Source organism: Flavobacterium collinsii (assembly GCF_902804485.1).
GTDB classification, from domain to species: Bacteria; Bacteroidota; Bacteroidia; order Flavobacteriales; family Flavobacteriaceae; genus Flavobacterium; species Flavobacterium collinsii.
The window spans coordinates 1-14,509 of the sequence record NZ_CADCST010000050.1 but is presented as its reverse complement, the minus strand read 5'-3'; the positions used below and the strand labels follow the sequence as shown (position 1 = coordinate 14,509).

Annotated in this window: 15 protein-coding genes; 4 read left to right on the top strand and 11 right to left on the bottom strand. The window is 34.8% G+C overall.

What is annotated here, in order from left to right; genetic code table 11:
- Window positions 1–92: 92 nt before the first annotated feature.
- Window positions 93–350 (bottom strand): hypothetical protein, encoded by a 258-nt coding sequence (locus tag FLA105534_RS01680; protein WP_173964317.1) that lies wholly within the window; start codon window positions 348–350, stop codon window positions 93–95.
- Window positions 351–651: 301 nt separating this feature from the next.
- Here FLA105534_RS01680 and FLA105534_RS01675 point away from each other — a divergent pair, with 301 nt between their 5' ends.
- Both FLA105534_RS01675 and FLA105534_RS01670 read left to right on the top strand, forming a co-directional pair.
- Window positions 652–1,407: an NUDIX hydrolase gene (locus FLA105534_RS01675; protein WP_173964316.1), complete on the top strand. Its 756-nt coding sequence runs from the start codon at window positions 652–654 to the stop codon at window positions 1,405–1,407.
- Window positions 1,408–1,459: 52 nt separating this feature from the next.
- The gene (locus tag FLA105534_RS01670; RefSeq protein ID WP_173964315.1) at window positions 1,460–1,780 is read left to right on the top strand and encodes an MmcQ/YjbR family DNA-binding protein; all 321 of its coding nucleotides are present in this window, start codon (window positions 1,460–1,462) and stop codon (window positions 1,778–1,780) included.
- Between the two features lie 10 nt (window positions 1,781–1,790).
- Here the strand turns inward: FLA105534_RS01670 and FLA105534_RS01665 are convergent, their stop codons facing one another.
- The 8 genes from FLA105534_RS01665 to FLA105534_RS01630 all read right to left on the bottom strand — a co-directional run bounded on the left by FLA105534_RS01665 (window position 1,791) and on the right by FLA105534_RS01630 (window position 7,356).
- Window positions 1,791–2,399: an alpha-ketoglutarate-dependent dioxygenase AlkB family protein gene (locus FLA105534_RS01665; RefSeq protein ID WP_173964314.1), complete on the bottom strand. Its 609-nt coding sequence runs from the start codon at window positions 2,397–2,399 to the stop codon at window positions 1,791–1,793.
- A complete protein-coding gene (locus tag FLA105534_RS01660) occupies window positions 2,386–2,631 on the bottom strand; it encodes an Ada metal-binding domain-containing protein (RefSeq protein ID WP_173964313.1) in 246 nt (81 codons plus the stop codon). Before FLA105534_RS01660 ends, FLA105534_RS01665 begins: the two co-directional genes overlap by 14 nt.
- A 210-nt stretch (window positions 2,632–2,841) precedes the next feature.
- Complete coding sequence (locus FLA105534_RS01655) at window positions 2,842–3,555, bottom strand: 2OG-Fe(II) oxygenase (protein ID WP_173964312.1); 714 nt, start codon at window positions 3,553–3,555, stop codon at window positions 2,842–2,844.
- 126 nt (window positions 3,556–3,681) lie between these two features.
- Entirely contained in the window at window positions 3,682–4,527 is an 846-nt protein-coding gene (locus FLA105534_RS01650) for a methylated-DNA--[protein]-cysteine S-methyltransferase (RefSeq protein ID WP_173964311.1), read from the bottom strand.
- A gap of 137 nt (window positions 4,528–4,664) precedes the next feature.
- Window positions 4,665–5,129 carry a GNAT family N-acetyltransferase gene (locus FLA105534_RS01645; RefSeq protein ID WP_089076909.1) on the bottom strand — a complete coding sequence of 155 codons (465 nt, stop codon included), beginning with the start codon at window positions 5,127–5,129 and terminating at the stop codon, window positions 4,665–4,667.
- A gap of 75 nt (window positions 5,130–5,204) precedes the next feature.
- A complete protein-coding gene (locus FLA105534_RS01640) occupies window positions 5,205–5,537 on the bottom strand; it encodes a DMT family transporter (RefSeq protein ID WP_173964310.1) in 333 nt (110 codons plus the stop codon).
- Between the two features lie 96 nt (window positions 5,538–5,633).
- On the bottom strand, window positions 5,634–6,092 hold the full coding sequence (locus tag FLA105534_RS01635) for a hypothetical protein (RefSeq protein WP_173964309.1): 459 nt from the start codon (window positions 6,090–6,092) through the stop codon (window positions 5,634–5,636).
- 181 nt (window positions 6,093–6,273) lie between these two features.
- On the bottom strand, window positions 6,274–7,356 hold the full coding sequence (locus FLA105534_RS01630) for a hypothetical protein (protein WP_173964308.1): 1,083 nt from the start codon (window positions 7,354–7,356) through the stop codon (window positions 6,274–6,276).
- Window positions 7,357–7,451: 95 nt separating this feature from the next.
- On the opposite strand from FLA105534_RS01630, the gene FLA105534_RS01625 reads away from it, so the two are divergent.
- Window positions 7,452–9,296 carry a hypothetical protein gene (locus FLA105534_RS01625; protein WP_173964307.1) on the top strand — a complete coding sequence of 615 codons (1,845 nt, stop codon included), beginning with the start codon at window positions 7,452–7,454 and terminating at the stop codon, window positions 9,294–9,296.
- A gap of 78 nt (window positions 9,297–9,374) precedes the next feature.
- Here the strand turns inward: FLA105534_RS01625 and FLA105534_RS01620 are convergent, their stop codons facing one another.
- Both FLA105534_RS01620 and ahcY read right to left on the bottom strand, forming a co-directional pair.
- On the bottom strand, window positions 9,375–11,699 hold the full coding sequence (locus FLA105534_RS01620) for a patatin-like phospholipase family protein (protein WP_246253153.1): 2,325 nt from the start codon (window positions 11,697–11,699) through the stop codon (window positions 9,375–9,377).
- Window positions 11,700–11,938: 239 nt separating this feature from the next.
- Complete coding sequence (gene ahcY, locus FLA105534_RS01615; protein WP_173964306.1) at window positions 11,939–13,255, bottom strand: adenosylhomocysteinase; 1,317 nt, start codon at window positions 13,253–13,255, stop codon at window positions 11,939–11,941.
- Between the two features lie 315 nt (window positions 13,256–13,570).
- On the opposite strand from ahcY, the gene FLA105534_RS01610 reads away from it, so the two are divergent.
- A complete protein-coding gene (locus FLA105534_RS01610; RefSeq protein ID WP_173964305.1) occupies window positions 13,571–14,221 on the top strand; it encodes a 4'-phosphopantetheinyl transferase family protein in 651 nt (216 codons plus the stop codon).
- Window positions 14,222–14,509: the final 288 nt, after the last annotated feature.

Sequence of the window (14,509 nt, the reverse complement as noted above, 5' to 3'; positions counted from 1 at the left end):
GAAGTGGTGAAAGAATTTAAAATGCCCTTTTTTAAATTACAAAGAGGGAAAAGCAATAAACTAGAAAATTTTTATTGAATGCCGACTAAAAATTATTTTAAAACGGTATTGATAAAGTCCATCGCACCAATCCCTTTGTAAGATGCATATAGTGCTTTATCAAAAGCCTCACGTTTCGCTTTTTTATCTTTTGATTCAGTTTCAACAATCATTTCGTTGAAAATCCTTTCCTGTTCTTCACTATATTTTAAAGAAGCTTCAAGGAGATAAGTTTTAGAAACAAATCCGAAAGACGTCCAGATTTTATTTCTGATTTTCTCATTCATGTTTTTTAACGAATTATTAATCATATCTCTCTACGTTTCATGTTGGATTAAAAGCTGTAAATTGGGTGTTGATTTACAGGGTTTTTTCGGTTTTTTGCTCAAAAATAACAAATTACTTTTTAAATGTGTTGTTATGACGCAATGTAAAAGTTTTTTTTAATTCAGTTCTTATTTTAAGTAAAAATTGTGATAATTACACGTGCTGCTTTTTACGGAAATCCTCATCGCAAGGAAAACTCATTTGTGTAAAAAGGCTTCGGATTTATAAAAATGCATTAAATTGCAGATCTATTAAAGAATACCATGCTGATTTAAGAACCATTGAATGCCAAAAAAAATAATAGAAAATAGCGAAAATTACCAACCCGGACTTTCAATTGACTGTGTCATTTTTGGGTTTCATGACAATCAGCTTAAAGTTTTACTCATTAAAACTTCCTTTGATGATAAATGGGCTTTGCCTGGAGGATTTATACCTATTGAGGAGGATATTGATACTGCAGCAGTTACCGTTTTAAAAGAACGTACCGGAATGCAGGGGATTTTTTTAAGGCAGTTTGCTACTTTTGGCCGCGTAAAACGGTACGATCAGCATTTTGGGAATACGGTACTGGATCATTTTAATATCCCGAGAGAGGATGGTAAATGGCTCCTTCAGCGTTTTGTGACCATCGGATATTATGCTTTGATTGATTTTTTAAAAGCGGTTCCCCAAAAAGAAAACAGTCAGGAAATCATAGAATGGATCGATCACAAGGAAGTTCCCGAACTCATTTTAGATCACAGAGAAATTCTGGATAAAGCTTTGACAACCCTCAGAATTGAGCTGAATTTAATGCCGGTTGGTTATAATCTTTTACCTGAAAAATTCACAATCCCTCAGCTTCAAAAGTTGTATGAAACGATTTTGGATCGAAAATTAGACCGACGAAACTTTCTGCGTAAAATTACCAACATCGGTATTCTGAATAAACTCGACGAGAAGAAAAGCAACGTTGCACACAAAGCGCCCAATTTATATACTTTTGATACAGAAAAATACAATGAAGTCCTTAAAAATGGACTGAATCAGGGGTGGTAAAAGACGGAACCTAATAGGTTTTTAAGTAATAGGATCTTAAAAAAAATCAGATATGGTCACAATTGAAACATTCAGAACCCTTGCATTGTCGTTTCCGGATGCAACAGAAGAACCTCATTTTGAGAAAACATCTTTTCGGATCAGCAAAAAAATATTCGCCACTTTTGATGAAAAAAACAACAGAGCAGTCTTGAAATTAAACGAAATCGATCAATCGGTTTTTTGTGCTTCGAGTGACTTGATTTTTTATCCGGTGCCTAATAAATGGGGTAAACAGGGCTGGACAATTGTAGAACTTTCAAAAGTAAGACCGGAAATGTTTGAGGACGCTTTGATCCTTTCGTATCAAAATGTGGCTTTTAAGAAAAAGTAAGAATGTACTGTTAAGTTACAATAGTTCTGAACGTCAGATTTACTCTTGGTTTTGAAGTCGTTTTTGTGGGAGGCAAACGATGCAACCAATTCGTTTGAGTAGCATCTTTCATAACCAGTAAGCTTCCGTGTTCTAAAATTAAAGACACCGTTTCTTTGGTTTCTTTGTGTTTGAAGGCAAACTTTCGCTCAGCACCAAAACTCACTGAGGCAATTGCACCGTCCTTTTTTAAATCTTTTTCGGCATCACTGTGCCATGCCATTCCTTCCTCACCCGAATGATATAAATTAAGCAAGCAGGAATTAAATGTTTCTCCCGTTTTTTCTTCTATAATTGCCTTTAGTTTCAGTAATTCTGTTGTCCATGAAAGTGCTTTTTTGGTGGTATTGGAATAGGTATATTCAAAGCCCGAATCACCGTACCAGGCCACTTTTCGCTTGGTTAAAATTAATTTACCAAAGATAATGGCTTCGTCATTTTTCCATTCAATTGTATTTAATAGGATGTCTAAATAACGATTCGAATCTTCTCTTGAAAACAGCTTCCCGTAATAATTAACAGTCCCGTCTTTAGGAAGCAGATTTGTTGTCTCGTCTGTATGCAGATTAAATAAGTCCATTTTTCCAGTTTTGATATTCGGTTTTCATGCAATGGCCACAAGGTCGGAAATCGTTTTTTTGGGCTTCCTCCTGCGTAGAAAAGAAAACCCGATTCTCGCGTTTCATTCTTTTACCGGATTTGCATTTTAGCCTTCCGTAGATTTTTAGTTTTCGGTTTCCACCGAAGCAAATTTCCATATTTTTAATTTTATTCCGTAAATCCGAATCGGAAATTTTAGAGTGTTGGAGCATTTTTTTTGAGGTGCTGAGGTTCTGAGGTACTAAGGTTCTGAGGTTTTGAGGTGCAAAGGTGCAGAGGTTCAAAGGTTCAAAGGTTTATGGTTTGTGTTTTTTGTATTTCGTAAATCTGAATCGGAAAATGTTTAGTGTTGAGGTATTTGTTTTTAAGTTGCTGAGGTTTAGAAGTTCAAAGAAACCTCTGTCCCTTTGAGCCTTTGCCCCTCAAGACAAAGCATCATGAAAAATAATTCCTAAAGTATGTCGTTCACCGGAATGTATCTCACTAACACCATGTTTCATATTGACCCGATAATATCCTTTTGTACCTTTCACAGGTCTGAAATTGGTGGTAAAAACTAAAACGTCTCCTTTTTTAGGTTTCAGTACAATAGCTTTGGATTGCGCCCGAGGCGTTTGCTGTGTCAGTACAAATTCTCCACCTGTAAAATCTTCATCGGGTTCATTCAGGAAAAGAACAATCTGAATTGGAAAATAAACATCTCCGTACAAATCCTGATGCAGCGTATTGAAACCGCTTTTACCATATTTTAAAATCAGAACAGTTGCCTTTAATTGATGATTGGTATGGCATTGTTCCAGTAATTTTTCGTGCGTATCAGGGAAAACGGTTTGGATATTAAGTGCTTTCATCCAGGCGTTTGCGATAGGAGCGAGTTTAGAATAAATGGAAGTACGAAGGTTATGAATTAAATCAGGTAGTGGGTAAGTGAAATATTTGTACTCCCCCAGACCAAAGCGGTATCGTTCCATAACAACCGTTTTTCGATATAATTCAGGCTTTGAATAATCGGCTTTTAGAGCTTCACATTGTTCGTTATCTAACAGATTTGGAATAATGGCAAATCCGTTTTCGTGCATAGATTCGGTGATGCTGTCCCAATGAAGGGAAGCAATTTTTGATTGTATATTTTGCATAATGATTTTAAGTTGAGGTTTTTCGGCCACGACCCGAGCGATAGCGAGCGGACGAAGTGATTCCCGGATTATAGCAATTTTGTCGGCAAAGATTTTAAAGAATAATCGTGAATTGGTGGCAGAAAATTATGGATTTATCTGTGCGCCTTCCCATCCAATAATGGCCGTTTTACGGGTGTTTCCCCACATATATCCACCAAAGGTTCCTGAGGATTGAATCACGCGATGGCAAGGGATTAGAAAAGCTACGGGGTTGCTTCCAATAGCGGTTCCTACAGCGCGCGAAGCATTTGGTTTTTCAATTTGCTGTGCAATAGAACCGTAAGTAGAAAGCTGTCCCATTGGAATTTTTAAGAGCGTTTCCCAAACTTTCAATTGAAAATCGGTGCCTTTTAAATGCAGTTTAATTTCGGCTAATTTACTCCAGTCATTTTGAAAAATGAATAGCGCATTTTGCTGTATTAAATCGAGTTTTCGGGAGAAGTTTGCGTTAGGGAATTTATGTTTTAAATCCTCGAAACCCATTCCTTCATTTTCTGCAAAAGCCATAAAACAAATGCCTTTGAGAGTTGAAGCCACAATGATATTTCCAAATGGACTCTCGGCAAAACTGAAATTTATCTCTAAGTTCTTTCCCCCGTTTTTATATTCGGCTGGAGACATGCCTTCGATATTGACAAACAAATCATGCAAACGGCTGGTTCCCGAAAGACCGGTATCAAAAGCGGCATCAAATAAAGTAGCCTGGCGGTCTTCCTGAAGTATCTTCTTGGCATGTTCAACACTTATGTATTGCAAAAACTTCTTTGGACTTGTGCCTGCCCATTCAGTAAACAAACGTTGAAAGTGAAAAGGACTTAAATGCACTTTTTCGGCAACTTCATCAAGATTAGGCTGCGCTTTAAAATTGGCTTTGATATAATCAATCGCTTCAGCAATTCGATTATAATTGATGTTTTCCTGTGTGTTCATTTTCGTTTCATTTTATAAGACAAATATCGACACGTTTTTGCGGGTACAAAATCCGAAACTTGCGGAAGTAACTTTTTGTTGATTTTGTTTCAAGTTTCAAGTTTCACGTTCTGCTCAAATCTGAAACTTGAAACCAATTATTTAATTTCTTTCTCCATTTTGTAATTAATCAGCTCAACACCGGATCGAATGTTTACCTGCTCGGCTTTTACAACAAAACCGTTTTTTTCAAAAAAAGGTCTGGCCGTAATACTAATGTCGGAGGTAATGGTTTCTGGATGTTGCTTTTGGGCTTCAAGTAGCAATTCATTTAAAAGCTTATGGGCAATTCCCTGTTTTTGATAGTCTTTGTGGATATAAAAGAAATCAATATAATTGCCGTTCTTCAAAGTGCCAAAACCAACTATTTTAGTTTCAATGATGGCCAGCAAAACAAATTGTGTTTGAATAACGTCTAACCAACGCTCGGTATTTTGCACACCCGAAATCCATACTTCAATTTGCTTTGGATCGTAATCGTTTTTACAGACTGATTGTATAGTTTCGGTGTACAATTGCTGCATTTCCGCTAAGTCTGAAATTGTTGCTTTTCTGAAATTCATTAAATTTTTGATTTATAGTGTAAGGAGTGTTTTTATAATGTCATTTGATAGTATCAATGATTGATTTAAAATACCTTAATGCGCTGTAGTTTTAGAAAAAACATTAATGACAATAACACCTGCCATAATCAATGTTAATCCAATTATCGCTGGTAAATCGGGGATTTGTTTGAAGAAAACAGCGCCGATAATGGTGATCAGTACAATTCCTACTCCAGACCAAATAGCGTAAGCAATTCCAACCGGAATGGTTCTGATGGCAAAACTTAAAAAGTAAAATGCACCGCAGTATCCAATAATGGTTATAATGCTTGGGATCAGTTTTGTAAATTCTTCCGATTTTTTTAAAGCGGAAGTGGCAATGATCTCGAATATAATGGCAATTCCTAAAAAGAGAAAGTTTTTCATGATTATTAGTTTTTGCAAAGTTAACTTTTGCGTTGATGTAGAAGAATTTATTCTGCTTACATTGTAACTTTATGAAAAGCAGGGTAGAAGAATAGCTTAAGATTTCTTGATCTCATTCAAATCAATTTTTTTAATAAGTTTGTCAGTTATTGGATCAATATAACGATATGGGATACTAGGCCCTAAACCACGAAAAGGACCATTTTTGTGATATAAGGAAGCCGAAAACCTTCCACAACATTCTAAAAGTATATAAGTAAAACTATCGTCACAGCTGTAAACTTGTACATTAATCCACTCCGGAACTTTGTTATTTCGCCATAGATACTCAATTACAGTAGCTTCAGTGGCAGGATTAATTGAACTTGATTCATCGATTTTATCATCTGGATAAATTTCTTCATCATCTTCTAATTTATTTCCATCGTAAGAACAATTGGTTTTGATTATGAATTTGTAATCATGAGGTAACTGGTTTATCACCATTTCCTGTGTAAAATCAATAAGACCATTTAGAGCTCTTTTTAAATTTATTTTGAAATCTTCTTTCTTCATAATTAATTGTAATAAGAGAGTCTGGAAATCTTTTTTCCATTTAAATTTTATATAAGCTTGTTTTCCAAACCCTGTCCGTTACCATAAAAAGTATAGCCGTCGTATTACCTTGATTTATATTTTAAATACTTTTTTGAAAGTAACGGAGTTAATCTTATAAAAATAATGATTTGAAAAAAAATTATTTAAGATCATTTTTTGCTGTTGTAACACTGATCAATTTATACCCATCTTCAGTTCTTAAAAATTCAAAATGATCTTGCTTAAAGTCGGCTTTGTTTTTTGAGTTAATGACGATATTTTTAATGGGATATATCCATTCCTTAGGTTCATTGCAATTGTTGAAGTAAACCTCGTATTCATCTGTTTCAAAAATAAATGGGTTGAGCCCGTCATTTGATACGAAATAGTCCGTTTTTGGATTTTTTAACTCTTCAAGTTTTAATTTTATGTAAGTATAATTCTGGTCGATAAAAGCAGCTTTGGCCTCACTTGTCCATCCTGTTGGCTCTTTCCAGTAGGTGATTTTATCAAAGGAGAGTTTTATTAAATTCTTTTTTGATAGATCAGAAAGCAAATTGTTTTTTAACCACAACTTGAATTCTTTCTCATAATTGATGAACGAATAATATTGACCATCAACACCTAGGAAATTTTCTCTTGTTTCATCTTTATCTGGGGATCTTGATTTTTGTAAAGAATAAAAATTTAGTGCGTCATTATATCCGAAATTTTCAATTAGGATTTTATTATTGGTGTCAATAAGATATTCCTTTCCTCCGGACCAGCTAAAATGTTCGTCACCAAGTTTCTCTTTAGTGGCCCCTTTTAAGGCGATAATCATCCCGTTCCTGACTTTGGTAAGGGCGCTATAATCGGCAGGAATTGTAATTTTACCTTCACTATTAAACATTCCGGTTTTATCTGTTTTTGGGTCTGTAAATCTGATGTAACCTTCATTTTCACAATCCGGTCCATTGTCAAAAATATAGAGGCTGTCGCGTCCTACGATTTTACCGGATTTAGTGAGATAATAACTCTTCCAGCTTTCGCCAGTATCTTCGGTTACGGCAATAATTTTATCGAATTGACGAGCAGTTGTGAATCCCATAAACTTTGGAGTTATTTTGATAGCTCCGTTTGCATCTTTAAATCCGATGTGCGTAGTGTCTTTATCCCAAAATGAAACCCAGATGTCTTTGCTTTGTGCTGATATAGTGGAGCTTGTAAAGAAAAACAAGTAAAGAAAAAGGAATTGTTTCATGAAAAGAAATTTCCAGTAAATATAAGCATAACGTTTTTGAAAAAAGATATTGGTTTTTTGGAACAAAAAAATGTAATTTTCAACAAAAATAAATAATGAATAGAATTGTATTGATTTTGATGAGCTTTAGTCTTTCTGTGTTTTCCCAGAAAAAACAACCAAGTAAAGAGGAGAAAGACATGATTTATGAAGTTACGTATAATGTAAATAAAGAAATTTTTAAAGCTCCTAATTTCCCGTTTAAAAAAGTAAATAGAAAAATGGATGAAATTCAAAAGAAAACAATTCAATCTGCTGAAGTGATCAATTCTTCAATAGATACGATTATTTCAAGAGGAGTTTTGAAATTGGAGAAATCTAATTATGGATACGACCTGTTGTTCAATTCACGCTTTCCTTCCTATTTTAAAGAAAATGATGAACCTACTATTGTAGATTTTCACCCTGTAACGAGCAAACTGTTTAATCTGAAAAAAGAGTTGATCGAAATTCAGCATGTTGGTGGAACTTCTTTTGGAAGCGAGCTTTTGTATAAATACAAGAACGGAAAAGAGATTAATTTAAATTTTACTACGCTGCGTAAGCAGGATCAGATCAACAATGCTGTAAATTTTAAAAACAACAATGAACTTGCTGAAATCAAAGGAAGTGTAATTTATAATATTAAATTCATTACAGATTATTCGCAGGTAAAGCTTTCCCAAAAGGATATAGGAAGCACTTTTAAGCTGAATAACATCGTGTACAACTTGGTAGAGGTTATAAACAATGTAGTTTTGATAGAGGCCGCTGATCAGAATAGTGATCGGGAAAACAAGATGCGCTTGGTGAATTACGATGAGTTGGGGAATTTATTGGTTACATACAGTGACAAGGAGATGGCAGAACTAAAGAAGAAAAATAAAAAAATCAATGATGAAAGGGCTGGTTTTGGTGATATAAGAGGTAATATAAGCAAACGTGTTTTTGATGCTTTTAAAGCTAATCCCACGATGAGTTTTGAAGAATTTAAAAAAACATTTACAATAGAGGATATAATAAATGAAAAAAAGACGTACATCTTTATTCAGACTATTGCTCCTATTAAAAATGATTTTGTTCTTTATGAACCTGTTTATGGTATAGACAGGACTTTTGAGATGATTCCGAATCTGAAAGAGCCAGAGCCTAAAAAAATGAGGACAGAAGATTACAATGCCCCACAATTATCTGCAAATTGGGACGAGAAATTGTTTGGAAATATTAAAGAATATACAGAGAACTTTTACTATGCAACAAAAAAGAACGGCAAGTATGTAAAAGGTAAAATGCAAAATTATACCACTTATAAAAAGAATGCAAACGGAGAATTTGTAAAAGATGATATGTTTCCTAAAAAATCCGATTATCCGGAGAACAAGTATAATAATTTGAAGCAAAAGACAGAATCTATAAGTTATGACGATGATGAAAAGGTGACTGGAAGAACGATTTATAGTTACGGACCAGATAAAAAAATAGCAGAAGAGAAAAATTATTTTTCGGATAATGATACTTTAAGAAGTTTGGTGAAGTATCAGTATAATAAAAATCAAGTTATAAAAACGAACTTTTCTTATGACTATCAGGGAGGAGAAACGCAAATTACAGAGTCTGAGGATGTGTTTGTATATGATGAAAGAGGAAATCTTATAGAAGAACATTCGAAATTGAACAAAGAAGATTCAGGCTATTTAGATGAATTGGTAATTTTTAGTAAATATGATGTTAATAACAGAAAAATTGAACAATCAAGTAAAGATTCGCAATTGGGCAGGAATGGTAAAATTGAGCTGGATACAAGATGGCAGTATCTTAAAATTGATAATCAAAAAAATTGGACAGAAATGTTTTTCGAAGGAGGTTTGAGTTCAGAGAAACAAGACGCGAATTTTGTTGAGCGAATTTTTGTCTATGAATAAGATTTAGTACTAAAAACAAAATCCGGCAGGTTTCTAAAAAACTGTCGGATTTGAAAGCTATTTGAGATTATTAGTACCTTATGGATTAAGTGATAATCCGACGCTAAAAAATAATCTGACTTTATCGATATTATTGATCCATGAAGTGTCAAAATGAATTGGACCTAAAATGGATTGATAAGAAATAGCAGCTCCTCCGGATAGTACAAGACTGGTTTCAAAATTATGATCCCAATTTCCTTTTGGTTTAAATGCATGGTCGATGAAATCGCCAAAACTGTCAAAACCTACAGAGGCAATATTAACATGAGGGGTCAGATAGATTTTTCCGGTAATATTTATTTGCGAGGCGAGTTTAAACCCCATATATTGTGTAACATTGAGTTCGTCTTCATGCAAACCCGGGAATGAAAAGCGATTACTGCCAGAACTTGGGATAATACCACCAAGAAAATATCTCGTTGCATAACCAAAATCGAAAAACGAAATTTGATTGTTTTTGAGCTGATCTTGAAAAATAAAACAAGCATCAAATCCTACGATTCCTGTAATTTTCTTTTTTAGAGGCAACCTCTTTTCAAAGCTTAAACCAAATTTCGTGTAATTATTTGTTGAGCCGGAAAGACGCAGGACATCTGGGGCGGAAATTGAGGCGTTGATATCGCTAAGGAGTGATCGCGATATATTTGATTTTATAATGGTTCCGTTTGTAGCAAAGAAAACTTTATCCATATCATTATAGGAATAATGCATGTTGAATTCGATATTATTAGAGCTGTAGTTGTTTAGTGAAACTGCGTTCGGATTGTATTCCCGATCATATTTTGGTTTGAAGTAGGTGTAGTGATAGTTTAAACCAAAACCAAAATAGCTTTTCAGCGAATTTAAATTTCTGTTTACCTCATTGTTAAATTCAAATGTATTATAAAGGATATTATCTGAGGCTTTGCCATTGAGGTAAATTTCCTGTTTTAAGAAAGCTCCGTAAAGCTCCGTTCCCCACCACCATTCCCTGCGTCCTCCAAAATTTTTCTGAAAATTGATTCTGGCTTTTGGCTGTTCTGCAATATCGACAGTTACCAAAAGACGGGAGGCATCTGCAAGAACGTTTCTGGCGGTGTAGTTAAAAATAACACCAACACCTCTATAAGTATCATAGTGTACAGAGGTATTTAGTTGATTTTTAGCACGCTCAAATCCAAATAATGTAATTCCTGATTTATCACCGTTTTTGATGAAGTGGCTATATGCAATCTCATCAAAAAGATTGGTGCCCATAGCCCTGTTGATACCTGAAATTAAATCTTTGGAGGTATATTTTACATGGGGTTTAAGATTTGCTCTTCCAACTACCAGAGGGAGATTTTCAGGACTTATTTTTTTATAAATTATGGTGTCAAGAATAAATTCTTTGGGCATATAGGGCAATTTGTGCGTTCGTTGCGGAAATCCCTTTAACTTTTCCGATAAAGCAATTAAAGCCGGAAGATTTTTATTTGCCGCTATTTTGCCGTCTTTGTAGATTTCGTTACTAGCTGCAAAGTCAGCTGTCGAGAAACGCAGGTTGGGCATGTGATCGACTAATATGGTACACAGATCACGGTTTGCCGGGTTTTTAACATTACTCGGAAACATACTGGTTTGCATTAATATCATCATAATATTGTTCAGTTTCCCCATTGGCTGCATTCCTCCACCTACATCACTGCCAATAATAATATCGGCACCCATTTTTTTGGCCACATCAGTTGGAAAATTATTTAATACTCCTCCATCTACTAATATGGTTTTTTCGTAAGGCACTGGTTTGAAAATAGCAGGTAAAGACATGCTGGCTCGCATGGCATAAGCTAAACTGCCTTTGCTTAAAATAACTTCTTTGCCTTCAACTAAGTCAGTAGCCATAGCTCTAAAAGGTATCGGGAGACTGTCAAAATCTTTAACATTATAGACAGGAAAGGTTAATTCAGAAAGAGATTCTCTAAGATTTTGATCATTTAAAAGAGAACCAACGCTATTGAGCTTTCCATCTTTAACCCCTATTCCGACTAAATATCTTTGAAATTCTCTTTTTTCTTCGGCACTTACAGATCGTAACGATTGACCTCCCCCAAGGAGTTTATCCCAATAAATATTCTTGGTGATTTTTTCGATACTATCGCCGGAATATCCCATGGCGTATAAACCGCCAATGATACTGCCCATACTGTTTCCAACGATAAGGTCTGGAACGATGTGCAGAGAGTCCAGTTTTTGCAAAAGCGGAATATGTGCAATTCCTTTTGCACCACCACCGCTCAATACTAAAACGACTTTAGGTTTTTTTTCCTGAGAAAATAGTATGTACGGAAGACATAATAAAAACAAGAAGACCAATAAATGAGATTTTTTTTTCAAGAGCACGGCATTTATGTAGTTGAGAAGTAGTGACTTATTTAAAGTCTATTTGAATTCTTAAAATTAAAAAGTTATTCTGAAAAAAGCTTTTTTTTGATAGAAAACTTTTTTTCTTTAGAAATAGTAGCATCATTTATTTCTGAAAAGCCATTAAAAACAAAATCCGACCCGTTTTTAAAAACCGGTCGGATTTGAAAGATATAATCGAAGAAATCTAAAATCAGAGATCTTTGATCTAATATTATTTAGTATCTGTAGTATTCTGGTTTGAATGGACCTTGAACTTCAACACCAATATAAGCAGCCTGATCTTCGCGAAGAACTTCCAGTTCAACTCCTAATTTAGCTAAGTGTAAAGCAGCAACTTTTTCATCTAAATGTTTTGGTAACATGTAAACGTCATTGTTGTAAGCAGCACTATTGTTCCATAATTCGATTTGAGCCAAAGTTTGGTTGGTGAATGAATTACTCATTACAAAACTTGGGTGACCTGTAGCACAACCAAGGTTTACTAAACGACCTTCAGCAAGAATGATGATATCTTTTCCGGCGATAGTATATTTGTCAACTTGTGGTTTGATTTCGATTTTAGAAGCACCGTGGTTTTTGTTCAACCAAGCCATATCAATTTCGTTATCAAAGTGTCCGATGTTACAAACAACAGTTTTATCTTTCATTTGCTCGAAGTGCTCTCCAAGAACGATATCTTTATTTCCTGTAGTAGTAATGATGATATCAGCATTAGCAATTACAGTGTTTAATTTTTTAACTTCATAACCGTCCATTGCAGCTTGTAAAGCACAAATTGGGTCAATTTCAGTAACAGTTACGATAGATCCTGCACCTCTAAAAGAAGCAGCAGTTCCTTTTCCAACATCACCGTATCCACAAACGATAACTCTTTTTCCAGCTAACATTAAGTCAGTTGCGCGACGAACAGCATCAACTGCAGATTCTTTACAACCATATTTATTGTCAAATTTAGATTTAGTAACAGAGTCGTTAATGTTGATTGCAGGCATTGGTAAAGTTCCGGCTTTTACTCTTTCGTAAAGTCTGTGAACACCCGTTGTAGTTTCTTCAGATAATCCTTTAATTCCAGGAACCAATTCAGGGAAACGGTCAATAACCATATTAGTTAAATCTCCACCATCATCAAGAATCATGTTCAATGGTTTTCTGTCTTCACCAAAGAATAAAGTTTGCTCAATACACCAGTCAAATGATTGCTCATCAAGACCTTTCCAGGCATAAACCTGAATTCCAGCAGCAGCAATAGCGGCAGCAGCCTGATCCTGAGTAGAGAAAATGTTACAAGAAGACCAAGTAACCTCTGCACCAAGAGCGATTAAAGTTTCGATCAAAACAGCAGTTTGAATCGTCATGTGCAAACATCCAGCGATACGAGCACCTTTAAGAGGTTGTTCGTCTTTATATTCAGCACGAAGTGCCATTAAACCTGGCATTTCAGCTTCAGCTAATTCAATTTCTTTTCTTCCCCAAGCCGCTAGAGAGATGTCTTTTACTTTGAAAGCCACAAAAGGCGTAGTTGTAGTACTCATTTATAGTATATTTGTAATTGTAAAATTTTTGCAAATTTACGGAATAGGTTTTTAATTTTGACTACTTTCTGTCAGATTTGTGAAATGTTTAATTTCTTAATCTTTAGAATATTAGTGGATTACTGTTGCTGTCCTATTGAGCATAGTCAAAATAAGAAGCTAATCCTGCTGTCCACTATATCTTTTGTGGCGAATCCCGCCACAAAAGGATGCCGTTTCCATCAGGGCTAAAAGACGAGACGTTAAATAAGAAATTTCGTTTTCAAGTCGAAAACAACTCATAACTAAAAACTCATAACTCATAATTAAAAAAGAATGCCTTTATTTCAAACCATACAATTCAACGAAACGACCAAAATCTTAGTTTGGCACATAACCGAATCATTTGAGGAGTTAGTGAGCAAAGTAGTTTTAAAAGAAAAAACACAGTTAAGGTTGAATGGAATGAAATCTCAAATGCACCAACGTGCCTTTTTGAGCGTTCGCATGTTGATTCAGGAAATGGGTTTTACGGATCATGATTTGCATTACGACGAATTTGGAAAACCATACTTTAATTGTCACAATCATATTTCAATCACACATTCTCACGATTTTGCAGCGATTATCATCAGCGATGTAACAGTCGGAATCGACATGGAATTGCAACGCGAAAAAATTCTTCGAATCGCCGACAAATTTGTAGAGACCGAAAACAGCTATTTAAATACCCAAAATACTCCAGATTATATCAGGGAACTGACAGTAATCTGGGGAGCTAAAGAAGCAATTTTTAAAATAAGAAACGAAAAAGGAATCAGTTTTAAAGATCATATCAGCGTAAATGCCTTTTCGGTAGATAAAAATCAGACCGAAGCCAGTCTTCATTTTAATGATTTGGTAGTAGATTTTGACGTATACTATAAAGAAATTAAATCAGATACTTCAGGGCAGGATTTTACTTTGGTATATGCTTTTGAGAAATAGTTTTTGAGTGAAGTTTTAACGAATAAAACCCAAATTCCAGGGTTTAATCTCTATCTTGTTATTTACAGAAATGGCAAGATAGAGTTGATGAAATCCGTTTTAATCTGTGTTTTCGCAAAGCGAATCCGCGTCATCCGCGTTCTATATTGTCGCTAATCTTTGTCGAGTTTCTATTTTTATTTCTCCTCGCGTCGAAATTGTAAAAGTTACTTATTTCGGTAACGGATTTATCATTTCAATTGGCTTTTTTCCATCAATTCCCTGATGTGGTCTTTCATGATTATAATA